The sequence below is a fragment of the Dorea sp. Marseille-P4042 genome (assembly GCF_900290215.1).
Taxonomy (GTDB): domain Bacteria; phylum Bacillota; class Clostridia; order Lachnospirales; family Lachnospiraceae; genus Dorea; species Dorea formicigenerans.
Genome location: NZ_OLMI01000001.1, coordinates 374,617 through 395,217 on the forward strand (window position 1 = coordinate 374,617; position 20,601 = coordinate 395,217).

Sequence of the window (20,601 nt, forward strand, 5' to 3'; positions counted from 1 at the left end):
CACCTAATCGAACGGAGTGGCGTCTTGAACTTCTCGAAAGCCTTTGGCAATATCTTTTAATGATTCATCTGTTTCCTTGAACATCATGTTATTGCCCTCAAAAATAATAACCTCTTTTATCAATGTTCCCTGTCGGTTCTTCTCAACCTTTAAGCCTTTCTTCTTGTCGTAGATATTCCATAGCATGATAATGATACTTGCGTCCTGCTCAATATCTCCTGCCTCTCTCAGTTCTCCCATTGTAGGTTCCTTATCTGTTCTCATTTCGCTTGCCCTGTTCAGCTGCGACAATGCTATGATTGGTATGTTTAACTCCATAGCAAGTGCTTTTATAGCTTTTGAAATTGCGCCAACCTCGCTTGCCCTGTTCTGATATCGGAAATCTGGTTGTAAGAGCTGAATATAATCAATGATGATGCAATCGAAATCCATGTGTTTACATTCATTTCTGATTTCCCCAACCGATACAGAACCACTTCTAAGAAATACAGGTGATTCTCTCAATTCTTCATTTGCCTTACTAAATTTCTCTTTCTCATCTCCAAGGAAGTTTCTGGCTCTTCGAAGTCTCGTAAGATCAATACCGCCTGTTCTGGACACCAAACGTTCATAGACCTGTTTATCGGACATCTCAAGGTTGTAGTACGCAACCCTTTTGTTCTGCTTAGCCAACTTCATTGAAATTTGAGTAACAAGCGCTGATTTACCAACTGCTGGACGCGCTGCAACAACAATCATGTCTCCGCCTTCCAGTCCGCCAAGAGCATCGTCCAGTCTGTTAAATCCTGTATATAACGGCTCAACTTCCGGTTCCTTGAAATACTTGCCCTGTTCTTCATCGACCACATCTTTGAGCGGTCGAATCTTTACAGTGTCGTTCGCTTTTAGGGCTTCCAGTTCTTGCATCAATTCGCCGATTTGATTATCAATCGTTCCAGCATTTAATACTGTCTGCGATAATGTTTTATTCAAACGCCTAGTCTTGTAATCAGCCACCAGTGCATTCGCGTAATTGCGAATCTTGTAAGCGTGAACATCTGGCATGATACCCTTAAGTTCTTCCACGATGTATTCCAGTGGCAGATTATCACTCTGCACTTTTTGAGCAATCTCAATCATGGAAATCTGCTGATCAGTATCATATGCTCGTAAAATTTCAACATACATGCTTTGGCAAAATGGATTGGCAAACATTTCCGGCTTCACCTGTTCGTATATTGTGCTCAAGGAATCAGGATCCACTAAAATCGCACATACAACTGACTTTTCAACCATATCACTCATCTGTCTGACGCTCCTCTTCTAAGTAATCAAGGAGTGATTGCCCCATGAGCGTGTCAAAATTTTTCCAATACTGTTGATCGGGTTGCTCTTGTTCCTGTTGCCTGACATAATTTCTTACACCGATGTACATTTGCCGATTGGTCAACTTAACTCTTTCGCCGTTAATCATTCTTCCTTTTAACCATTGGCAATATAATTGATACGCTCTGGACTTTCCTCGTTTTTTCGGATAGATTGCGTAAATCTTTTCAAAATCCTCTTTTCGAGTGTCTGTTTGCACATGTTCCTCGCTTGTCGATGAACATATATTATTATCTATATCTTCTTCTATATCTATTGCGTTATCATGCGTTACAGTAACGTTACTGTCACAATCTGTTGGATTTTCCTGCAACAACTCTTGTTTTTTACGGCTTCGATAGTTAGCTACTCTCTTCCTGGTCTGCTCTCGAATCTTATCCATTCCATCTACATTCTGATACTCTTCCCAATTGCTTATAAACAGCTGGTCTCCGTCTCTGCAAATCATTCCAAAACTTTCAAGTGCTGCCAGCGCAACTTTAATTACGCTCTCTTCAAATCCGAGTTCATCACCCAACATCTTTTCTGTGTACGGGATATTTTCAGTCAGAAAAATCATTCCAGAAGCATTGCATTTACCAGCAAGGCTCAGAAGCATCACCCAAATGAGGATAATATTATTACCTTCCGGTAATTTCCGAATATGTTTAATCTTCCGATTATCAAACATATCGGTTGTGATTTTTACCCATTTTACGTCTGCCACCTAACTCACCTCTTTCTGGAGTAATTCAATTACCTTTTCGCCCTGTTCGGAATTATGACAAAATAAGAATTCAACTCCATACTTCCTCTGCATGGTCATACATGCTTTCATAAGTGTTTCACCTTTAGTTGCATTTGGATTCTTTTGAACACGCTTATACTTAGGTCTGCCACTGCTGTAATATCCGATAATCTCATTACTATTCTTCATTTCAAACAATCTTGGATTTTTCCACTTATGCAAATCTTCCAAGCGAGTAATTGTCGGATTGTATATGTCTTTCGTTCTGGTAAGATATCCACCAACATTCTGCACCAGCACATATAACTTAATTTCGTTATTTCGAGCCAAAATACATTCATCACGGAATCTTGCATGTTGCTTTCCACAAACATCTCCTACGAGTTCCTGGATGTCTTTCTTAGTGTCAACAGTCACATTGTATGTCCCAAGAAAATCCATCTTTTTAACTGGAATGCCACGCTCTTTCTTTCGATTGATTACATCCATAACCTTATCATCGGCGATTATGTAATCTCCACAGGGAAGAGGCATATACAATACCTCTATCCCGTGATTTCTCCAGTAACGCTCTTTATCAAGATGCTTTCCTTTCTGCTGCCCCTTATCACTAATCAATATCAAATCACATCACCTACCTTAAGGCTTAACTAAATGGCAATTCTTCATCAATACCGTCTGGAATATTCATGAAGCCATCTGAGTTATCCGGAGCCGGTCCGCTTGGTTTCTGCTGATTCTGCTGACTCGTAGCTTTACTTTCCGCAAATTCCTGTTCTTCCACTACAACGTCTGTTGTATATACCTTTTGTCCATCTTTGTTCGTATAGTTTCCTGTCTGGATACGTCCGGTCACAACAACCTTTAAACCCTGTCGAAAATACTTTTCAGTAAACTCAGCAGCTTTTCCGAATGCAACGCAATTTATAAAATCTGCTGTCGGTTCTCCATCTCTTTTAAATCGTCTATCTACGGCCAGTGTGTATCTCGCAATTGCCATAGAATTTCCACCCTGTGTGTATTTGATTTCTGGATCGCGTGTGAGGCGCCCCATAAGAATTACTTTATTAATAAGTCATTCCACCTTTCTCTATATCAAGCGCAAAATCGCTGATAATGCAAATAAAATTGAAGCTGTTAAAAACAAGCCTTTAGATACTTTGTCGCTTGCCATTCTAAAGCAAGCAAATTCCATTACTGCACATGCAGCATTTAAAATACGTAAATCATCTTGCCTCCTAAAACGGTGTTAGCCGAAATTCTTTCTCAGTGCCTTTTTCAGCAATCCAAATGTCCACATCTGAGTCAACCAGTTCACTTATCTCGTTTCTGAAACGCCGTGGATTGCCATTTCCAGCGCTTAAATGTATCAAGCCTATGCTTCTTAGGCTATTACTGTTAATGCTCTGTACGAGCCTTTTACACGTTTGTAACTCTAAGTGTCCAGTTAATACGTGGTGGTTTTTAGAACCACTATCATCTGTACTAAGATAATCCTCAGAATAGTTGCATTCGATTAGTCCATAATTGATGTTCATTTTCGAGAAATCATACGGGCAATACTCTGCATCGGTAATAAATAAAACACGTCCTTCTGCCGTATCAATCAGCCATCCGTCGCACTCCGTATCTCCATGTGGTACACGGAATGGGACAACTGAAAAGCAACCAAGAAAATTCTTTCGTCTCATGCGCTGCAATCCGATTGTCTTTTCACCCATAATTGTTTCAATATCTGACTGCACTTCATCTGATGTGTAAACTTTGATGCCGTACTGCATATACTGTTTGATAAAGCCAACGTGATCAGAATGGACATGGCTTGCAATGCATCCGACTACTTTGGAAGTCTGATAATCAATAGCTTTCAGCATTTCCTTAGCTGGCACACCGCATTCCAGGAGAAGAACATCTTCCCCTGAAATCAGAGCATAACCATTTCCTCTTGAACCGGAGTTAATTGTTTTTACTACCACTAAAAACACCTTCCTTTTCTGATGTCATATCAACCGCCCATATTTGGACAGATGCAATCCCATTGATAATTTTCGAAGTGAAGTTCTTCGTCTTTAAGAATTTTCCCATCAACAATTTCAATGTCCTGATTGAATTCCATCCCCATTTCAAAACCATGAATTTTCATATCAACATGATATTTTTCACATGTTTTCAGAAGTTCATCTGCTGAAATTCCCCATGCAAACTTGGAATCAAAGACTTCAACAAAGGTTTCATCATCTTCATATTCAGAAAGATAAACTTCTACACCTTTGACAAATCCCCTTCTTGTGTTTTCAATCCAACATGTTTCATTTGAATTAATATCGCCATATTCATCCAGCTTCAGCTTTTCTTTTTCTTCACCAAGGAATCCAACTGGACGTAAGCCTTCAAGAATAAATCTCGTCATATTTTCTTTTGTTCCACGAACTTTCAAACTTCCTTCACACCAATTTGGCATTTTATATGCACCTCCCTATTCACCGAAAAATTCCTTCCTAACATCTACCACTTCATACCTTATGGCTTTCATCTTGAATGGCTTTTTATCAGCCTTACAAGTAAACTGTCTGCATATCTCTGGCCTTACTGGATAGATTCTGCATTTCTCTTTCAGCTTTGAATCGTCCATGAACGGACATGTCATATCAACAACTTCTTTTGCTACTGGGAATAAATGCTGATATTCCCTTACATTGTTGTCTTTGATATACTTATGGATTCTCGCAACTTCACGTTTAGTCATTGGTAAATAATTTGAACAGCAAGCGCCACATTGAATACATTCACCGTCTTTTGTAAAGTCGTATTTACCATTCTTCATGTCAGAAATGGCATCTTCTAAGTTTTTCATTTGAACTACCATGGCTACTCCTTTGCAAATTCCGGTGTTTCCACTTCAACAGCTTCAGATTCAGCTACTACAGCTTCATCTTCAACTGCAAATTCCTGCGAGTTTTCGTTCTGCGCAATCTCTTCCTGTGATGCTTTGTATGTTTCATCCAGCTGTAATAATGAGTTTGATGCCATACTGTTGAGGTCTTTTGGAAATTTTTTGATAGCATTATTCCGCATTTTGCGGACAATCATTGATTCTGGTGTATCAAGCCAAGCTGCACTCACATATGGCGTTACTGCATATTCGCATTTCAGCATATCATCTACCGTTTCACACGCTCTGAAAACTGAAAGAATTTCTTCTTTCTTAGCTTTGATTTCCGCTTTCTGCTTATCAGTAGCTTTATAGCGATTCTCACAAATACCAAAAGTCTCATTCATAAGATTGTTTCTGATGTGAGCGATCAAATTTGTTCTTACTGGTTCTCTTTCGGCAATCAGATAATCAATAGTTCCGTCTTTCAGCTTTACTGGGTACACAACTCTTACTGTCTTGTCCGACAATCCTTTTGGAGTCCACTCAGCAGGCTCAATATCAATTCCTCTTCTGCGAGGATATGTGAAATCATCACCCTCTTTTACAAGCCACACTGGATAAACCGTATCGACATTATTTCCAAACTGTCTCAACATGGCGTCATTTCCATCACCTTCAACGCCCATCTCAACCATTTTTACCCACTGACCGCCAACTTGCTTGCTTCTGAGCTGGAAGAAAACCTCTCTCGGCATCGCATTGGCATTAAGTTTAAGGCTTGCACACTGAGCAACAACCTCTCTCAGATTGGAATTATTAAGGTTATTCATATCTACCTTGTCTGTATTCTGAACTAACTGGAATATAGCTCCCATAGCGTTCATAGCGCACTGTTTGGAATATTCATCATACTGAACGCCATTCTGCTCGAAATCTCTTGAAACAAGTCCGGTGATTGTGTTTGTCCACTGGCTCAAACCAGTGGTAAATTCTTGCTTTTTAGCAACTTCATTTTTCTCTGCCATCTACGCTTCCTCCACTTTTTCGTCAATTTCTTTGATTTTGTTCCGGTATGAGGCAACTTCCTCATCCGGCACATTAATCTCTGTTACAACTGCTGCGGTTCCACGGACAGACACTTCATCTCCAGCTCTTATATTGTCAGAGCTTTCATATGTATACTCTCTTCCGGCTGGAGAACCATCTTTCAGAAATTTCACTTTAATAAACATCTACACGCCTCCTAAAACTTCAAAAAATCATTAAGGAAATTAGCAAATGCGCTCTTTCCAGTTGGCTCTTCTGGTTTAAATTCTGGTACTAATTTCTCTTCCCGCTTTGGCTCTGACTCAACTTTTTCATCTTCTTCGCTGAGTTTCTTAGCTAATTCCTTAAAAAGATTATCAAGTCCTGCTGAAAAGTTTTCTTTTACAAGTTTTAGTCTCTCTTCTTCTGCCATTTTGGAATTTGCAATAAGTTCATCGAACTTTGCGTTTGCTTCATCTTCTCCAAGGCGCTCTACTAACATCTCTCTAAAGCATCTGCAAAGAACCTCAAATTCTACGTTTAATTTAAAGAGATCACCTTTTGCATTGAATTTTCCCTCATCAATTTTAATCATCTTACTTGTCCTCGCTTTCTACTTTTAATTCCTTATCATCGGTTACCGTCAAATGAATCATCTGTGCATCCATCTTCGGCACATTGAAGTCATTAATGCTTTCTGCATTATCTACAAAAATCGGGCAACTAACTTCATACAGATTTGACAATGAATGGATAATATCAAGTCCTGCAACGATTCTATGGCCGTTATTCAGACTGGACAGTGGCACGCCATTTACAGTGCATTCGCAAGTTTCCTTGATGCCACCGTTGATTTGTACGTCAAAGAGCTTGAACGAAACAATCTTGAACATTTCATTGATTTTCTGTGAAATCATATTCATTTTCGATCTGATAAAATCTTCCACAAGGTCAATCATCTGTTCCTGTTCTGCGAGTTTCTGTCCGACTACTTTCTGTTCAGCTTCAAGTTCTGCGATACGCTCTTTCACTTTAGTGTTGTCTGCTGCCATAATCTTTCCAGCAATCTCAGCAATTTCATCTTTCAAAACTGCTTTTTTCGCTTCGAGTTCAGTCTTTCCAGTAGATTCTGCACTCATTTCTTCAATTTCTTTTTCAAGTGCCGAGATTTTCTCGTTAGTTGCTTTGTATTCTGCGTTTTCAGAAATATCAGCCTTAGTTGGATATTTGTCCAGCTCAGCTTTAGCATCATCATATTTCTTCTGAGTATCAGCTAACTGAATATTCAACTTGTCCATTTTCTTGTGAAGTTCAGCTTCATTTGCCTTGAGCTTATCCCTGGAAGCTGCTGCCTCTTTTCCGTCTTTCTCAATCTGCTCTAATTTCTTTGCCCTAGCCTCTTCGAATTTAGCCTTGTCCTCACTGTACTTGTTCTGATGCGCCTCAACTCTAGCCTCATAATCATCCAATATCTTTTTCTTCACATCTTCAGCAAGCTCACGACCACATGTCGGACAAATAGTTGCTCTTTCCGGCAACGGGTCTAACGGAACAAACTCAGGAAATGTCTTTGCTTTTTCAGAGCGCCACTCCACAAGCAATCGGTCTTTTTCACGCTCCTGTGCTTCATACTTGTTATGAACTGCCTTAATTTCATCAGAAAGATTTCCAATTTCACGCTTTACATTCGACAGCTCTCGATCTCTCGCATTCAGATTATCTCGAACGATTTTTGACTTATCAAAGAGCTTCTGATTCTCTTCATTCTGAATTTCAGAAATATGAAATTTAAGATTAAGAATCTCTTCACGCTTCTTATTGATTTCTTCAAGCTTTCCGGCACCACCAAAAATTTCATCTTCGACTTTCTGTAATGCAACTTCTTTCGCTGTCTTTTCAACTTCCAGTGCTGGAAGATCTGCAATCACAAGTTGTTTAGACACTTCATCAATACGTGCCGGAATTTCAATCATATCTTTATTGAAAATAATTTTTGCTTTGGTATATTTCTTTAAAATATCCTCTGTGCTTGCAATTTTCAGCTCCGGGATAAGTTTTGCGTACTTCTCATCTAATCCCTCTGCAATTTCCACGTCAGAGAAGCTTCCAACAAATTTCATAAGGATTTCACGCTGTTTCTTCCAGGCTAATGCATTGAAAGCATTTGGATTTGTAATCATGTTGAATACGTCCTCATCAACGATTCCAGAAATGAAGTCTTTAAAATCCTTTTGACTTTTCGGGTATCCGTTAATTTCAAATTCATTTACGTTGCCCTGGAACTCTCTTGTGTCTGTCCCTCTTTTTTTTACCCATTTCTGCTTCTGGACCTTTTTCAGCTCGTATTCATCGTTATCTACAGAAATTCTTGCCTTAACGGAAATCTCAATGTTATCAATCATCTTTCCATCTGCATCCAACGGTCTTATATCAAAGTCTGTATTTCCAAGTGAATCCCTATTAAACAACAGGAATGTGAATGCATCGAAAATGGTTGTCTTTCCAGTAGCGTTTGCCCCGGAAATTCTGGTCTTATCTTCAAACTCTATTGTTCTGTCCTTACACCCCTTGAAATTCTGAATGCGCATAGACAGTAGCTTAATCTTCTTCATGTCTTGTAATCGTCCTCCTTGTTTTATCAATGATTTTTCTATCTGAACTGTCCTTTTTGACAATATGTAAGTACAAATCATCTTCGAACAGATTCATCCACTCATTCGGATTCAATCCGAGTTCACCAAGCAACTTTTTATTTGCCAGTGTTAATTTTTTTGGTTGCTTCATAAGTCCTCCTGTGTTAATATGAAATTGGTAATTTTTTGATTTTGCGCGTTTTGGGAAACTCCTTTTTCCGAGCGCGCGTTTTTAATCTGCAAGAGCAAATATCTTTCCCAGTTGTTCCGGTGTATGTATTGGAGCTGTTTCACCAGTAGTCCAGCCGATCAAGTAAGATATTCTCATACCCCAGTCATGCCCTTTCTGTTTTTCATCTTCCATCTTGATTTTGAGAGTGTTATACTCCAAGTCAAAATCCTTATCGGTCATTAATACGGGAATTTCTTTCATTACACCCATGCTTAGTTCTCCTTTCTACATAATTGATATTCGACACATAATCACAAAGGCTGTAGCCAGTGCCAGTATTCCAATGACAAGTATCATACTTTTATATGTAAGGACCTCATGCTCTCTTTCAAGCTGATGTACTCTGCGCCGTTTCTCCAGTGGCGTATCTTGTCTCAGTTCTACGTACTCCATCCCGTCTCCTTTCCTGTTCCTTTGTCTGCGGTTTATAATCAATACATGGATATTCACGGCTACGCTCCATGCAGTGATTCTTGAATTCGCATGTGCTACAACTTATCTCCGCTTCAATCATCCTGCAATCCTCTTTTTCTCCGGAAGTTGTGAAACCATAAGAGATAAGTCTAGCTTTTCTTGATTTTTGATGTCCCTATTCAAATCATCAACAGTATTAATTCCGAGTTTTTTTAATTCGGCTTCTATTCTTTTGAGTTTTTCGTCCATAAAGCTTCCCCTTTCTGCTACATATCTTATAGAGCTGTTACAATGCGTAAAATAAGCATTGTTCCTATCCAGCCAATTAAGTAGAATATCCAAAAGTCACTATCTTTCTTCATTCTTTTTCCTCTTCCAATCTGGAACAAATCCTTTTATCGCATCTCAATTCTGAAATGTTGGTTACTCTAAGCGCGATCGTCTTTGTTGCATTACATAATGCGTTCAACGCCATAATCTCAACACCAAGTCTCTTCTCTACATCATAGTTACCAGATTCTCTAAGACTCTGAATGTCCTCATAAACCTGACCGCTTAATGTTTTGATTTTATCTTGCATCAACATCTTTATTCTCCTGTTCCTCCTGTGCTTCATTAGTTCTAACAACTTTCGGAGCATATCCTCGGTAAAACTCATTTATGAACGCTTTCTTCACAATCATCTCCGGTGGCTTACCAAGTTTTGCTTCAAACTGAAATCCTTTGAGATTTTCAATTTTTTCTCCGTCAATGTATACTCTTACCGGGGCAGCATTACCATGCCTTTCCTTTTCCCCAATATGAATAATGATTTCCCTTTCCGGGATATATCCGTATTTATTTGTATTCTCATCTTCATATCCAAAGAAATATCCAATACTTACACCGAAATAATTAGCAATTCGTTCTAACTTTTCAGTTTTTGGATTACTTCTTCCTGCTTTCCAGTCACAGAAAGTTGTTTGGGGTATTCCTGTGTCTTTTGCCACGCGATAAGCAGTAATTCCTCTTTCCTCTAGTAGTTGTTTGAATTTTTCGTACATTCCACATCTCCTTTCTTGAAAATACTAATGATTTCCGATATAATGGTTTTATTAGCAATGCAGTTTTATCTAAGAAAGGAAGTATTATTATGTTTGATATACCAACTGTTACTCTTCCAGACATTCCACCTGCGCCGATAGCCTACTCGTATTCAGACACTCAATTTGATATATTGAAGAAATATATCGTAAATTTTGAGAATTCTCTTGATTCCGAACATGAAGTTGGGATTATGCTTACCAATTTCGGTCAATCAGTCACAATGCAAGTTACTCAAATAAGTTATGAGGAATCCGTCCTTATGGTATTCAAAGGATATGTAAACGGCAAATTCTCAACCCTTATTCAGCATGTGAGTCAATTAAACTTTCTGCTTACATCTATCGAAAAAGAACCTGACAGACCCAAACGAACTATCGGTTTTGTTGCTCCGAAATAGTTTTCTCTATGGACTCCATTGATTTTCTGATTCGATGGAGTTCATTTAATTGCAACAGCATAGCATCATATAACGCATATCCGAGCGACATATTCATTCCTGTATAAACATTTGCGGGATCCTGTATTTTTTCTTGTATCTTTTTTCTTTCTGATTCCGAATACATACGCTAATCCTTTCTATGCCACCTGTTCAATCACCGGAATATAGTCATGTTTCTTTAACTCCTCATACAGAAACAATCTGCCTTTCTGCGTCCATTCTGTCTGCATCGTCACATCTGGTCTGCCACCAGCTCTTGTAATATCAATTGTCCTGCTGTGAACATATCCATTATTCTGATATTTGGAATACAGAACCCATTGACCACCAACCTTGTACTGAATTTTTAATTCCTTAAGAATTTGATTGAACTTTCTTCCGCTCATGCCATAGTCTTTTGCAATCTGTGTGATAGTTACCAATGACTTAGACTGCAAAATCTTATCCACATAATTCGCTTTCGGTTGTAGCTCTGTGATAATCTGCTGTTGTTCAACGACCTGATCTCCAAGGAATTTACATCTGTCTTTCAGAGACTCGATTGATTGACTTGCCATCTTGAGCGCCCTTGCCATGATTTGTTCCGGTGTGTTCCAGGCTTTTTCCAGGTCAATGAAGTATTGACGCATCTCTTTCCCTTTTTCAGTTTTAGTCATCATGGAAATATGTTTTGCCATGTCTGTTGATAATAAGTAGTCATCAATCGTGCGTTTTGCACCGTTGTTTACAACCGTAGGTTTGCCTACACTCTGATAATCTACTTCATTCTCAAATACATCTGAGTATCTTGAGAACCATAAGCTAAATCTTTCTCTAATTCCAAGAGCTTCATGCAAATCTCTTGCCGAGACTGTTGGAGTCTCTGTGTCATAATTGATTTTTAGTAATTCGTTCATTTTTCTCCTTTCTAACTTTTACGCGCTTTGTTCCAGATATGCTAAATCTTTTACTGTCTCTAAACGCTTCTTGCAATCTTGGTAAATCTCTTTGTAATGTTTCCCATCAATAATTCCAGCATCGATCACACATAAAATTATGTGTTCCATAAGAGACAGATTATTAAGTTGCATCACCGTAGCTTCATCTCTCTTGGAAACTCCTGCCATTTTGTTTGCCAACTTTGAATAGGTCATATACAACTTATCTGCATGTTGGCTACCTTGCGTTTTTGCATATTTAACAAGATTCTTGATGGTGTCTGTCTCAGCCTTACGTGTCAGCTTGCCAGCTTTTCTAGTTTCAATCCATGTCTGAGTCTGTTTTTCTCTGATAAATTTCTCCATCTGATTGAAAGCTTTTATGTATTGCAATTTCCAGTCCAGCGCTTTCTTTCCAGTGAATCCCATTACTAAAAGTGAGAAGCCATCTCTGTTCATATAAAACTGTCTATAACTTTGACCATTATCAGCTTTATATGAAGAAAGCTTGAACATGCTTTTCACTGCTAGATTTTCAGCAATGAGATTATCAACGTTCTGCAATACATTTCGATGTTCTTTTCCAAACTTTTCAGCTACTTGCAAGCTACTACATACTGGTTCATCATTTTTCAGATAGACTAAGTTGTTCATTATTTGTCACTCCTATACCACACCATAACAAATAGCCATTTCTTTCACGATTGCTGTATATACCTCAATTAACCTCACGTCATCTGCGATAATATCAACATAAGTCAGTCTCTCTCGCTTGCTCTTGCTGACTCCCTCCTCCGCCATTGCTCTTTTCCGGTTAACAAGCCTACGATTAAGGTCAGCATGTGCTCGTTTTTCGAGCAACTCATAGCTTTCATTTCTTACTTGACTGTACATCTGTCCACCGCCTAGCGATGTTCCGATCTTTTTAAGAATCTTTCCTGTATCATCTCTCCATGAAGTCGTATTCAGCGAAACCACTTCTCTTATGGAATCTACTCTGTTCTCGACTTCCGCAATTTTCTCGGCTTGTCGTTTCTGCTCTAACTGCTGTTCCGCTACTGACTGGAAAATTTTATTAAACATTTGCAATTCCGGCGATAGCTGTGTTAAGTCGATTGCTTTCTGTTTCACACGTTCTTCTACTGTTGCGAAATACTCTCTCGCCTGTTCCGCTTTTTCACTGTTTCCTTTTACGGAAAGTTTCTTTGCAAAGTGAGCGGTTAATTTGTAATCTGTCGTAGCCTGTCCGCCCCATTCGTCATTAAGTACGAATGCCCAATAATCAACGTTTTCTTCCGCAAAACTATTTTCTACGATGTTTGTTCTGCACCATTTTGAATAATTACTAGGACTCAGCTCTAAGAAATTATAAAGTTTCTTAGCTGTTGTCATTCCGTTTTCGTCTACACCAAGTTCAACTTCTATCGGCGTGAGAAAATCTGTGTTTCGTTGTAATCCATTCATTGCTTGCCTTTCGTTTGTTGCATATCATGCGACAAATTGACTAAAAAAAATTTCATTGGTTTCGTCTTTTGTTAAATTAAGTTCTCGAACAATAGCATCAGCTTCTTTGATAAGAAATGTCTGTCCATTTGTTGACAGCCTGCGATAAAACGTTGCTCTATCCATGCCAACTTTTTCTGAAAGCTCATCTACATTAGTACCTAATTCAACCATTTTAGCTTTTAGTTTATTCACGTTTACCATTATGTCACCTCCTAACTATCGCATGCCGTGCGACTAATTGTATGTTACATCACGTTATCGCACATGTCAATACTTTTTTTGCATGGTATGCGATTTTTCTTTGCGTTTCGGTATTTGTAGTTGCATATTTGCGAATAATCAATTATAATAAAATGCAGAAAGGGGTGAACTTAATGACAATAGGTGAAAGGATAAAGAATAGAAGACTTGAATTAAATTTAAGCGTAGATGAAGTTGCTACAAAGCTCGGCAAAAATAGGGCGACCGTATATAGATATGAAAATGATGATATTAAAGAACTTCCTATAACTGTATTGGAACCTCTTGCAAAAGTGCTAGAGACAACGCCAGCTGACTTAATGGGATGGAAAAATCCAGCTGATTTATTTACTGGTGTAGATACAATCAAAGCTCAAGCTCAAGAAACATATGTGATATCAGAACCTAATAAGGAAGAAATTGATTTAGTATGTAAGTTTCGTCTGCTGTCTCCTACTAATAGATCTAAAGTTATTCAGTATATGAAGTCAATTCTTTACACTCAGGAAATGGAAGAAGAACTTATGACAGTCGCAGCGCATGACCGTACTGACATTGAGCCAACAGATGAAATGAAAAAACATGATGATGATATCATGGATAATGACGACAACTGGAGCTAATTTTTTCCGGGAGGTGACGCAATGAATCCATATGAAGAATTAGTAGAGAAAGCTCGTAAAGAGGGATTGATTGTAAAGGAATTCCCACTAAAGTCCAGTGATGGAAGAATAAAAGGAAATCGGATTGCTATCAGAAACGATATTTCAACCATACAAAAAGCGGATGCTCTCGCCGAAGAGTTGGGGCATCATCATACTACTGTTGGAAATATTATAGATCAGGAAGATTCCAATAGTAGAAAGCAAGAACGGCAGGCTAGATTTTGGGGCTATAATGCAAGGATTGGTCTCGGAGGTTTAATTAAAGCATACGAACATGGATGCAAGAATAGCTATGAAATTGCAGAGTATTTGCAAGTAACTGAGGGGCAGCTTGTTGAATGTATCCAGTGCTATCGTGATAAATACGGCGTGTTTAAGAGATACTGCGGATATTATATCTATTTCATTCCACATTTAACTGTTATAAAAACAGACTACTCTTGTGAATTTGTCGAAGAACTTGCTGTTGTGGAAATGCCACAGATTTCAATCAATAAATGTGAATTAGTAATATGACCGTAGCTGTTTGTCAGAATTGCGGACATACATGGAAAGTTAAATAAAGGGGGGACAAACCTATGAAAAGAAAAATTGTAGCAATGATGTTAATTGCAGTGATGGCAGTCAATGTAACTGCTTGTGGCGAATCTACTGATAAATCCGTGAAAACGAACAAATCTGCTACAGATTCAAATAAAGATACATCAAAAGAAGAAAAATCGGATGATGAATTATCGCAAGCTGAATGGATGGAGAAATATGGTGATGAAGAGGGAAAAGAGCTTGGATATACTATTGTAGATAAAATTAATATGACTTACGAAGATAAGACTATCGCATATGATCACATTGAAAAATACACAAAAGATACTGGAGAACAGATTTTACTTGTTTATTTTGATTTCACCAATAATTCATCAGAAGAATGTTCAGTATCATCTTTCTTCAATTTTATCGCGCTTCAAAACGATGAAGTAATTAATTTATATTCTTACAATATTTACAACGACGAAATTGACGAATGTATAGATAACATTGTTAATCAGATTCCTAGTGGTAGCACCGTAAAAGTAGCTCAGATATTAGAATTAACCGATTGGACATCACCGGTAAAAATAAGAGTTAATGATGCCAATGCTTTTAATCAAGATATGACAAAACAGCAAATGCAACAACAAGAAATTAATATCCAATAATTAAAAAGCCCCGATGCTACCAACACCGGAGCCAATTGGCACTATCTGGAAGATAATACCAAATCCCGCAAATTTAGTTTATCATCTTCCAGGCAGTCACGCAAGCAGAACGAATGTTCTTTGCTGGCTGTTATTTTTATACTCATTTTTAAGGAGGAATGATGTTTATGGCAGAACAAAATGAGAAAATCGTAGCGCTCTACGTCCGTGTATCAACAGGATACCAAGTAGATAAAGACTCTCTCCCATTCCAGAAGAAAGAACTGAAAGCCTATTGCGAACATGTACTGCACATTGACAAGAATCGCATAGAAATATTCGAAGATGCAGGAAAGTCCGGTAAGAATACAAAGCGTCCGGCATTTGAACGAATGATGGGAAAAGTAAAGTCAGGACAAGTCTCTCATGTGATCGTGTACAAGATTGACCGAATCTCACGAAACCTTGTGGACTTCTCTCTCATGTATGATGATTTCAAATACAATAACGTAACCTTTATTTCGCTGAACGAGCAATTTGATACCTCTAGCGCAATTGGCGAAGCTATCCTTAAGATTATCCTAGTATTTGCAGAACTTGAGCGAAAACTGACATCAGAGCGTGTGACAGACGTTATGATAGGACGGGCACAGAACAGACAATGGAATGGCGCGCGTGTTCCGTATGGCTGGGATTGGGATGAAGAAAAACAATGTCCAGTGCATTCCAAGAAAGAAGCTCAATATGCCATTGATATGTATGAAATGTATCTAAACGGAGGCTCAACGGTTTCAATTCGAGATTACAATAACGCACATAACATTCCAACCAAGCGTGGTGGCGAATGGACGTCCAAAACTGTTGCTGACTTCTTGAGAAATCCAATAAATAAAGGTGCATACCGGTATAATTACAGAGAAAGCGCTAGGGGACGCAAAAAATCAAATGAAGAAGTTGTTTTCATTGAAAATGCATTTCCACCATTGGTAGAACCTAGAATATGGGAACTAGTTAACAAACGCATGGATGAAAATACTTTAAAACTAAATACATCCTCTATGCATACAATTCGTAAAAACTGCAACGTGTTTGCCGGATTAATTGTCTGTGGAAAATGTGGAGTCAACTACCAAGTAACAGCAAAAGACCGCCGTAAAGGAAGTGGGTTCAGACCATCCTCTTACGCATGTACTGGAAAGTATCAAAAGAACCATTGCGACAACTTAAACGTCAGTGATGTGAAGATAGGTCCGTTCATGATTAATTATATCGCTGCTATGGTTGATGCATCTAAAAATCGAAAATTCATAAAAGATACTGAATCATTAGAACAAGTACTGCTCTCCCATATCAGCTTCTCAAATATAGCCGGGATTTCGACTGACAGTTTACAAGAGACATTAGAGTTGATATCCGGTTATAGCATGTCTAAGAGCGCTCTATGGTCTGCCGAAACGTTATCCAAAGAACAACAGACCAGTGCCGATTCCAAGCAATCTGAGTTAAATGAAAAGTTGCAGAAAGTAAATCGCGCTTTGGAGCGGTTGAAAAAAGTATATCTCTTTAGTGATGATGGAATGGACGAAAAGGAATTTCTTGAAATGAAATCGTCATTAGAAGCTGACAGAGTAAAGATTGAAAATGAAATTAAAGGCTTAAGCGCTCCGATAGCAACCAATGTGGATCAAGTTGCATTCATCAAATCTGCATCTGAATTTCTGTTGATGCATAAAATAAACAGTGGAGAATTTGTTGACTACAAAGAACTTGCCACGCTTGATGAGGAATCCTTAAAACAATTCATGAATTCTGTAATTGACCATATCGTAGTCAGAGAACGCAAGATTGTAGAAATTGTATTCGTCAATGGACTTTCTCACACATTGCTCTACAAATAAAAACACCCCCGTAATCACGAGTTTACGGGGGGGGGTCTTGATTATGACGCCATACAGATTAAATTCTTTATTACCGAGTGCATCTGACACCCAAAGGTTGTGACGCAGAAAGTCATCGGCCTTCCTGCTTCTTCTGCTTCTTTTCTTACGTATTCTTTCGCTTTTTCTATGAAATAATATTGTCTTTCCGGTTCCTTATGCGGTGCAGGATCAGACAAATTGATTCCTGATGTTATCGTATTCATAATCAATCCCTTTCAACGTATCTGTAATAGATGTTTTCGTGATTTCGCGGTCTTCGCATAGTGCGTCCAGCGATGGATATTTATCTCTGAGTTCTGTATTGATCACGCTAAGAAGCATGACTGGATCTTTTGGTAATTCCATATATAATATTATCCTTCCTGATAAATGTTTGTTTCTGTCACAAGAAGCTGTGGCTTAATATCTTGTTCCTCTGCCGGGACTTCAAATAAGACTTGCATATCAAAAGCCAGTGCCAGTGTATGAAGCTGAGGATGTGACTCCAGATATCGGTCATAATAACCGCCTCCATAGCCGACACGATTGCGGTTTGTATCAAAGGCAACTCCTGGCATGATCATAAGTCCGTCGTCTGCCGATGCAGGTATTCCGGCATCGGGCTCGAGAATACCATAAGCACCAGGTTTTAATTCATCAAAAGAAGTAATTTCATAAAAATCCATTGTTTCTCCGTGAACTTTCGGAACCCAGACAGTTTTTCCGAGTTTCCAGGCTTCCAGCATAAGTGGCCGAGTCCCCACTTCCCCTCCAAAATCTATATAACAATAAATATCTGTTGCTTCCCGGAATATATCCAGTTCGCATGTCTTGCGACAGATTTCAGCCGTCTGTGACTGCCAGATCATAGGATCCAGTTCTTTGCGTTGCTTACGGATAATCTGCCTAATGGACTTTTTTGTTTCCATATTTTTCACCTAGATTCGTAATACTTCCATCTGCCTCTTTGACAGAAATGTTGTCAAGCTGTCCCCTAAGATTACGGCGGACGCTGTCAATATATTCTTTTCTTAAGATAAGCTGTTCTTTTAATTCTGCATCGCTTAATCCGACCTCTTTGGATTTGTGATAGAGTTCATTAATACGGGCAATTTTGCTTTCGTCCATGTGCTTTCGTTCCTTTCTTAATAAAGACGTCATCTATTTATCTTACACTATCCGGAACAAGAAGTCTACAGAAAAATCAACGATACATTTGTACATTCGTTGTATATTTACGATATTTCTGTTGTATACATTAACTGGAATAATTTTCGAGAAAGCCATAAAGCTCAGCGGTACTTTCAATGTACTTTCCATTTCTGATTTCCTGTCTTAAAAGTTCTGGAAGTTCATCATAATGAATGTCTGTATACTCATAAGGTGTTTTCTTATCGCTGAAATACACAACAATGTATCCGTTCACTTCCATCAGATAATAGCAGTCATTTTTGGAAGCCTTGCTGCCGGTCGTGACAGAAGATGAATCTTCATTTTCCATGGTCTGCTGCTCTTCTATTTTTAGTTTTTCAGCTCTCGCCTTTGCTTTTTGATAACTGAACTGATATGCAAATGTCATGGCAATGATCAGGCATGCACAACAACTTAAAAAGCCAATACTGTACTTACTTTTCATGGAAATATCTCCTTTTTAAGTACAGTATTGACTTTATTATTTACTTCTATTCATGATCCGTGTCATGCAGCATTAAGAACAGCCTAGGAACGGAATAAATGAGCTTTCTTGCATATTTTGACTAACATTGGTCCCTTTGGCATGGAAGATAGCTCTTTTTCTGTTACACCTCCAAGAAGTACAAGCGCAACGCCGTAAACTGCAACAGCAACACACAATGCAATGATAGTTGCAATTCTTGTTCCTACGAACAATTCAAATAACAAATGTACAACAAGTGTAACAATCCCCATAATGATCGATGCAATTGCCGGTATGACAAATGTTTTCTTCTGCTCCTGAACATATCCGATTCGTTCTCTCAATGCGTGTGCATTTAAAATACAGGTAGAAAGAGAAAAAACAATCTTGCTCAAAACAACTGCATAAATGCCCCATTTGAAAACAACCATCATAAGGAACAGGGAGATGATATGTATAACAAGAGAGATGGCGGCACTCTTTACCGGTACCATCATATTATCGAGTCCCTGAAGCACTGCATTCGTTACAGTAGAAAGATTGTAAAATACAACAGAGATTGCTCCCATCTGTAATAATACACCGCCAAGAGTATTATTCTCTGTAAAGAATAATAAATCTAGAAGTGGTTTTGCCAGTACGATAAATCCGGCTGCACATGGAATCGCAATAATCATATTAAAACGCGTAAAAATATCAATCTTTTCATGAACCTGTCTGCGGTTTCCAGTCTTTGCAGTAAGAACAATGCTTGGAATCAAGGAAGATCCAAAGGCACTGGAAATCGCAAGAGGCACATTCATCAGTGTATCGTATTTTCCGGTTACAATACCAAGAAGGGCGGCATATTCGCTTTCTTTATGCCCCTGAATAGACATAATTGTCCCAAACATAGCATTATCTACAACACCACAAAGATTGTAGACCGTTGCACTTAAAATAACAGGTGCAATCGTTAACAGAAGCACTTTAAAAACTCTCTTATAACTTTCAGTTTTATTTCTACGATCACGCTCCATCTGACGGCGGAATTTCTTCCGGAAAGCTAAAAATAAGAAAAATAAAAATAATAACGCAGCAAGTGCTCCCATTACTGTACCTAGTGTACCGCCAGATGCTGCATAAGCCGCACCATAAGAATCATTATTTTTCTGGGCAGCAACTTCTTTACCAACCGTAAGGAGCATGTAAGCACCGACTACGCTGACAACTGCATTGACAATCTGTTCGATGATCTGGGAAACAGCCGTCGGAACCATGGATCCATTTCCCTGGAAAAATCCACGGAATACACCAAGAATTGCCACGATCAGAATGCACGGAGCCAGTACTCGCAAAGCTAACGCACTCATTTTCATTGCCATCAGATTCGATGCGATAAAATCAGCGCCAAAGAATATGATGGCACCGACGATACCGCCTGCTGCAATTGCAAATGTCATGGCACCCCGAAAGACGCGATATGCATTTTTATATTGTCCTGTTGCAAGTCTTGCAGAGACAAGCTTGGATACTGCAAGGGGCAGACTGTAAGAAGTCAGTGTAAGTGCGATCGCGTAAATCTGAAATGCGACTCCGTAGTAGCCCATACCTTTATCACCCAGTATATTTACGAGGGGAATTCGGTACACTGCTCCGATAATTTTAGTTATGACTCCGGCTATAGCCAGAATGGAACCCTGAACGAGAAAGTTCTTCCCGGTTTCACTTTTGTTTTTACTCATA

At 38.7% G+C, this 20,601-nt stretch carries 31 protein-coding genes; 5 read left to right on the forward strand and 26 right to left on the reverse strand.

Annotated features, from left to right (window positions below; genetic code table 11):
* Positions 1-3 precede the first annotated feature (3 nt).
* The 17 genes from C7E02_RS01980 to C7E02_RS02050 all read right to left on the reverse strand — a co-directional run bounded on the left by C7E02_RS01980 (position 4) and on the right by C7E02_RS02050 (position 10,315).
* Positions 4-1,284: a replicative DNA helicase gene (locus C7E02_RS01980; protein ID WP_105308683.1), complete on the reverse strand. Its 1,281-nt coding sequence runs from the start codon at positions 1,282-1,284 to the stop codon at positions 4-6.
* The gene (locus C7E02_RS01985) at positions 1,277-2,071 is read right to left on the reverse strand and encodes a phage replisome organizer N-terminal domain-containing protein (RefSeq protein WP_105308684.1); all 795 of its coding nucleotides are present in this window, start codon (positions 2,069-2,071) and stop codon (positions 1,277-1,279) included. Before C7E02_RS01985 ends, C7E02_RS01980 begins: the two co-directional genes overlap by 8 nt.
* Positions 2,072-2,716 (reverse strand): ERCC4 domain-containing protein, encoded by a 645-nt coding sequence (locus tag C7E02_RS01990; RefSeq protein ID WP_242978720.1) that lies wholly within the window; start codon positions 2,714-2,716, stop codon positions 2,072-2,074.
* Between the two features lie 22 nt (positions 2,717-2,738).
* Positions 2,739-3,164 (reverse strand): single-stranded DNA-binding protein, encoded by a 426-nt coding sequence (locus C7E02_RS01995; RefSeq protein WP_105308685.1) that lies wholly within the window; start codon positions 3,162-3,164, stop codon positions 2,739-2,741.
* 166 nt (positions 3,165-3,330) lie between these two features.
* Positions 3,331-4,068 carry an MBL fold metallo-hydrolase gene (locus C7E02_RS02000; protein WP_105308686.1) on the reverse strand — a complete coding sequence of 246 codons (738 nt, stop codon included), beginning with the start codon at positions 4,066-4,068 and terminating at the stop codon, positions 3,331-3,333.
* Between the two features lie 29 nt (positions 4,069-4,097).
* Positions 4,098-4,553 (reverse strand): hypothetical protein, encoded by a 456-nt coding sequence (locus tag C7E02_RS02005; protein WP_105308687.1) that lies wholly within the window; start codon positions 4,551-4,553, stop codon positions 4,098-4,100.
* A 15-nt stretch (positions 4,554-4,568) separates the two neighbouring features.
* On the reverse strand, positions 4,569-4,958 hold the full coding sequence (locus tag C7E02_RS02010) for a YkgJ family cysteine cluster protein (RefSeq protein ID WP_105308688.1): 390 nt from the start codon (positions 4,956-4,958) through the stop codon (positions 4,569-4,571).
* A 2-nt stretch (positions 4,959-4,960) separates the two neighbouring features.
* A complete protein-coding gene (locus C7E02_RS02015; protein WP_105308689.1) occupies positions 4,961-5,992 on the reverse strand; it encodes a hypothetical protein in 1,032 nt (343 codons plus the stop codon).
* Positions 5,993-6,199: a hypothetical protein gene (locus C7E02_RS02020; RefSeq protein WP_105308690.1), complete on the reverse strand. Its 207-nt coding sequence runs from the start codon at positions 6,197-6,199 to the stop codon at positions 5,993-5,995.
* A gap of 11 nt (positions 6,200-6,210) precedes the next feature.
* Positions 6,211-6,588 carry a hypothetical protein gene (locus C7E02_RS02025; RefSeq protein WP_105308691.1) on the reverse strand — a complete coding sequence of 126 codons (378 nt, stop codon included), beginning with the start codon at positions 6,586-6,588 and terminating at the stop codon, positions 6,211-6,213.
* Between the two features lies 1 nt (position 6,589).
* On the reverse strand, positions 6,590-8,605 hold the full coding sequence (locus C7E02_RS02030) for an AAA family ATPase (RefSeq protein ID WP_158682966.1): 2,016 nt from the start codon (positions 8,603-8,605) through the stop codon (positions 6,590-6,592).
* Positions 8,592-8,777, reverse strand: coding sequence for a DUF6906 family protein (locus tag C7E02_RS19140; RefSeq protein WP_158682967.1), 186 nt, complete (start codon positions 8,775-8,777; stop codon positions 8,592-8,594). Before C7E02_RS19140 ends, C7E02_RS02030 begins: the two co-directional genes overlap by 14 nt.
* A gap of 81 nt (positions 8,778-8,858) precedes the next feature.
* Positions 8,859-9,068: a hypothetical protein gene (locus C7E02_RS02035; RefSeq protein WP_105308693.1), complete on the reverse strand. Its 210-nt coding sequence runs from the start codon at positions 9,066-9,068 to the stop codon at positions 8,859-8,861.
* Positions 9,069-9,083: 15 nt separating this feature from the next.
* Positions 9,084-9,251 carry a hypothetical protein gene (locus C7E02_RS19145; protein WP_158682968.1) on the reverse strand — a complete coding sequence of 56 codons (168 nt, stop codon included), beginning with the start codon at positions 9,249-9,251 and terminating at the stop codon, positions 9,084-9,086.
* A 117-nt stretch (positions 9,252-9,368) separates the two neighbouring features.
* Positions 9,369-9,521, reverse strand: coding sequence for a hypothetical protein (locus tag C7E02_RS19150; protein ID WP_158682969.1), 153 nt, complete (start codon positions 9,519-9,521; stop codon positions 9,369-9,371).
* Positions 9,522-9,630: 109 nt separating this feature from the next.
* Positions 9,631-9,858 (reverse strand): hypothetical protein, encoded by a 228-nt coding sequence (locus C7E02_RS02045; RefSeq protein WP_105308695.1) that lies wholly within the window; start codon positions 9,856-9,858, stop codon positions 9,631-9,633.
* Positions 9,842-10,315, reverse strand: a complete 474-nt coding sequence (locus C7E02_RS02050; protein ID WP_105308696.1) for a helix-turn-helix domain-containing protein — start codon at positions 10,313-10,315, stop codon at positions 9,842-9,844. The genes C7E02_RS02045 and C7E02_RS02050 overlap by 17 nt, the downstream gene beginning before the upstream one ends.
* 89 nt (positions 10,316-10,404) lie before the next feature.
* Here C7E02_RS02050 and C7E02_RS02055 point away from each other — a divergent pair, with 89 nt between their 5' ends.
* Positions 10,405-10,755 carry a DUF6173 family protein gene (locus C7E02_RS02055; protein ID WP_105308697.1) on the forward strand — a complete coding sequence of 117 codons (351 nt, stop codon included), beginning with the start codon at positions 10,405-10,407 and terminating at the stop codon, positions 10,753-10,755.
* Between the two features lie 179 nt (positions 10,756-10,934).
* Here C7E02_RS02055 and C7E02_RS02060 read toward each other — a convergent pair whose 3' ends face one another.
* From C7E02_RS02060 to C7E02_RS02075, 4 genes are read right to left on the reverse strand one after another with little or no spacing between them, the layout of a single operon-like run.
* The gene (locus tag C7E02_RS02060; RefSeq protein ID WP_105308698.1) at positions 10,935-11,693 is read right to left on the reverse strand and encodes a phage antirepressor KilAC domain-containing protein; all 759 of its coding nucleotides are present in this window, start codon (positions 11,691-11,693) and stop codon (positions 10,935-10,937) included.
* Between the two features lie 18 nt (positions 11,694-11,711).
* Entirely contained in the window at positions 11,712-12,368 is a 657-nt protein-coding gene (locus C7E02_RS02065; RefSeq protein ID WP_105308699.1) for a Rha family transcriptional regulator, read from the reverse strand.
* 12 nt (positions 12,369-12,380) lie between these two features.
* Positions 12,381-13,178, reverse strand: a complete 798-nt coding sequence (locus tag C7E02_RS02070; protein WP_105308700.1) for an antA/AntB antirepressor family protein — start codon at positions 13,176-13,178, stop codon at positions 12,381-12,383.
* A gap of 24 nt (positions 13,179-13,202) precedes the next feature.
* Entirely contained in the window at positions 13,203-13,421 is a 219-nt protein-coding gene (locus C7E02_RS02075; protein ID WP_105308701.1) for a phage repressor protein, read from the reverse strand.
* Between the two features lie 173 nt (positions 13,422-13,594).
* Here C7E02_RS02075 and C7E02_RS02080 point away from each other — a divergent pair, with 173 nt between their 5' ends.
* The 4 genes from C7E02_RS02080 (at position 13,595) to C7E02_RS02095 (ending at position 17,198) form a co-directional block, all read left to right on the forward strand.
* Positions 13,595-14,083 (forward strand): helix-turn-helix domain-containing protein, encoded by a 489-nt coding sequence (locus C7E02_RS02080; protein WP_105308702.1) that lies wholly within the window; start codon positions 13,595-13,597, stop codon positions 14,081-14,083.
* 21 nt (positions 14,084-14,104) lie between these two features.
* Complete coding sequence (locus C7E02_RS02085) at positions 14,105-14,641, forward strand: hypothetical protein (protein WP_330406717.1); 537 nt, start codon at positions 14,105-14,107, stop codon at positions 14,639-14,641.
* 62 nt (positions 14,642-14,703) lie between these two features.
* Entirely contained in the window at positions 14,704-15,321 is a 618-nt protein-coding gene (locus tag C7E02_RS02090) for a DUF5067 domain-containing protein (RefSeq protein WP_105308703.1), read from the forward strand.
* A 167-nt stretch (positions 15,322-15,488) separates the two neighbouring features.
* On the forward strand, positions 15,489-17,198 hold the full coding sequence (locus tag C7E02_RS02095; protein WP_158682970.1) for a recombinase family protein: 1,710 nt from the start codon (positions 15,489-15,491) through the stop codon (positions 17,196-17,198).
* A 210-nt stretch (positions 17,199-17,408) separates the two neighbouring features.
* On the opposite strand, the gene C7E02_RS02105 is transcribed toward C7E02_RS02095, so the two are convergent.
* The 5 genes from C7E02_RS02105 to C7E02_RS02125 all read right to left on the reverse strand — a co-directional run bounded on the left by C7E02_RS02105 (position 17,409) and on the right by C7E02_RS02125 (position 20,600).
* Positions 17,409-17,585 (reverse strand): DUF4250 domain-containing protein, encoded by a 177-nt coding sequence (locus C7E02_RS02105; RefSeq protein WP_005332682.1) that lies wholly within the window; start codon positions 17,583-17,585, stop codon positions 17,409-17,411.
* An 8-nt stretch (positions 17,586-17,593) separates the two neighbouring features.
* Positions 17,594-18,148, reverse strand: a complete 555-nt coding sequence (locus tag C7E02_RS02110; protein WP_005336416.1) for a 5-formyltetrahydrofolate cyclo-ligase — start codon at positions 18,146-18,148, stop codon at positions 17,594-17,596.
* Positions 18,126-18,347, reverse strand: a complete 222-nt coding sequence (locus tag C7E02_RS02115; RefSeq protein WP_005336417.1) for a DUF896 domain-containing protein — start codon at positions 18,345-18,347, stop codon at positions 18,126-18,128. Before C7E02_RS02115 ends, C7E02_RS02110 begins: the two co-directional genes overlap by 23 nt.
* Before the next feature lie 130 nt (positions 18,348-18,477).
* A complete protein-coding gene (locus C7E02_RS02120; protein ID WP_005332679.1) occupies positions 18,478-18,855 on the reverse strand; it encodes a hypothetical protein in 378 nt (125 codons plus the stop codon).
* An 83-nt stretch (positions 18,856-18,938) separates the two neighbouring features.
* Positions 18,939-20,600: a putative polysaccharide biosynthesis protein gene (locus C7E02_RS02125; RefSeq protein WP_105308706.1), complete on the reverse strand. Its 1,662-nt coding sequence runs from the start codon at positions 20,598-20,600 to the stop codon at positions 18,939-18,941.
* Position 20,601: the final 1 nt, after the last annotated feature.

Coding starts and splice junctions, on each gene's coding strand:
- C7E02_RS01980 (WP_105308683.1), bottom strand. CDS start 1,284: ATGAGTGATATGGTTGAAAAGTCAGTTGTATGTGCGATTTTAGTGGAT.
- C7E02_RS02005 (WP_105308687.1), bottom strand. CDS start 4,553: ATGCCAAATTGGTGTGAAGGAAGTTTGAAAGTTCGTGGAACAAAAGAA.
- C7E02_RS02010 (WP_105308688.1), bottom strand. CDS start 4,958: ATGGTAGTTCAAATGAAAAACTTAGAAGATGCCATTTCTGACATGAAG.
- C7E02_RS02015 (WP_105308689.1), bottom strand. CDS start 5,992: ATGGCAGAGAAAAATGAAGTTGCTAAAAAGCAAGAATTTACCACTGGT.
- C7E02_RS02020 (WP_105308690.1), bottom strand. CDS start 6,199: ATGTTTATTAAAGTGAAATTTCTGAAAGATGGTTCTCCAGCCGGAAGA.
- C7E02_RS02025 (WP_105308691.1), bottom strand. CDS start 6,588: ATGATTAAAATTGATGAGGGAAAATTCAATGCAAAAGGTGATCTCTTT.
- C7E02_RS02030 (WP_158682966.1), bottom strand. CDS start 8,605: ATGAAGAAGATTAAGCTACTGTCTATGCGCATTCAGAATTTCAAGGGG.
- C7E02_RS19140 (WP_158682967.1), bottom strand. CDS start 8,777: ATGAAGCAACCAAAAAAATTAACACTGGCAAATAAAAAGTTGCTTGGT.
- C7E02_RS02035 (WP_105308693.1), bottom strand. CDS start 9,068: ATGGGTGTAATGAAAGAAATTCCCGTATTAATGACCGATAAGGATTTT.
- C7E02_RS19145 (WP_158682968.1), bottom strand. CDS start 9,251: ATGGAGTACGTAGAACTGAGACAAGATACGCCACTGGAGAAACGGCGC.
- C7E02_RS19150 (WP_158682969.1), bottom strand. CDS start 9,521: ATGGACGAAAAACTCAAAAGAATAGAAGCCGAATTAAAAAAACTCGGA.
- C7E02_RS02045 (WP_105308695.1), bottom strand. CDS start 9,858: ATGTTGATGCAAGATAAAATCAAAACATTAAGCGGTCAGGTTTATGAG.
- C7E02_RS02050 (WP_105308696.1), bottom strand. CDS start 10,315: ATGTACGAAAAATTCAAACAACTACTAGAGGAAAGAGGAATTACTGCT.
- C7E02_RS02055 (WP_105308697.1), top strand. CDS start 10,405: ATGTTTGATATACCAACTGTTACTCTTCCAGACATTCCACCTGCGCCG.
- C7E02_RS02060 (WP_105308698.1), bottom strand. CDS start 11,693: ATGAACGAATTACTAAAAATCAATTATGACACAGAGACTCCAACAGTC.
- C7E02_RS02065 (WP_105308699.1), bottom strand. CDS start 12,368: ATGAACAACTTAGTCTATCTGAAAAATGATGAACCAGTATGTAGTAGC.
- C7E02_RS02070 (WP_105308700.1), bottom strand. CDS start 13,178: ATGAATGGATTACAACGAAACACAGATTTTCTCACGCCGATAGAAGTT.
- C7E02_RS02075 (WP_105308701.1), bottom strand. CDS start 13,421: ATGGTAAACGTGAATAAACTAAAAGCTAAAATGGTTGAATTAGGTACT.
- C7E02_RS02080 (WP_105308702.1), top strand. CDS start 13,595: ATGACAATAGGTGAAAGGATAAAGAATAGAAGACTTGAATTAAATTTA.
- C7E02_RS02085 (WP_330406717.1), top strand. CDS start 14,105: ATGAATCCATATGAAGAATTAGTAGAGAAAGCTCGTAAAGAGGGATTG.
- C7E02_RS02090 (WP_105308703.1), top strand. CDS start 14,704: ATGAAAAGAAAAATTGTAGCAATGATGTTAATTGCAGTGATGGCAGTC.
- C7E02_RS02095 (WP_158682970.1), top strand. CDS start 15,489: ATGGCAGAACAAAATGAGAAAATCGTAGCGCTCTACGTCCGTGTATCA.
- C7E02_RS02105 (WP_005332682.1), bottom strand. CDS start 17,585: ATGGAATTACCAAAAGATCCAGTCATGCTTCTTAGCGTGATCAATACA.
- C7E02_RS02110 (WP_005336416.1), bottom strand. CDS start 18,148: ATGGAAACAAAAAAGTCCATTAGGCAGATTATCCGTAAGCAACGCAAA.
- C7E02_RS02115 (WP_005336417.1), bottom strand. CDS start 18,347: ATGGACGAAAGCAAAATTGCCCGTATTAATGAACTCTATCACAAATCC.
- C7E02_RS02120 (WP_005332679.1), bottom strand. CDS start 18,855: ATGAAAAGTAAGTACAGTATTGGCTTTTTAAGTTGTTGTGCATGCCTG.
- C7E02_RS02125 (WP_105308706.1), bottom strand. CDS start 20,600: ATGAGTAAAAACAAAAGTGAAACCGGGAAGAACTTTCTCGTTCAGGGT.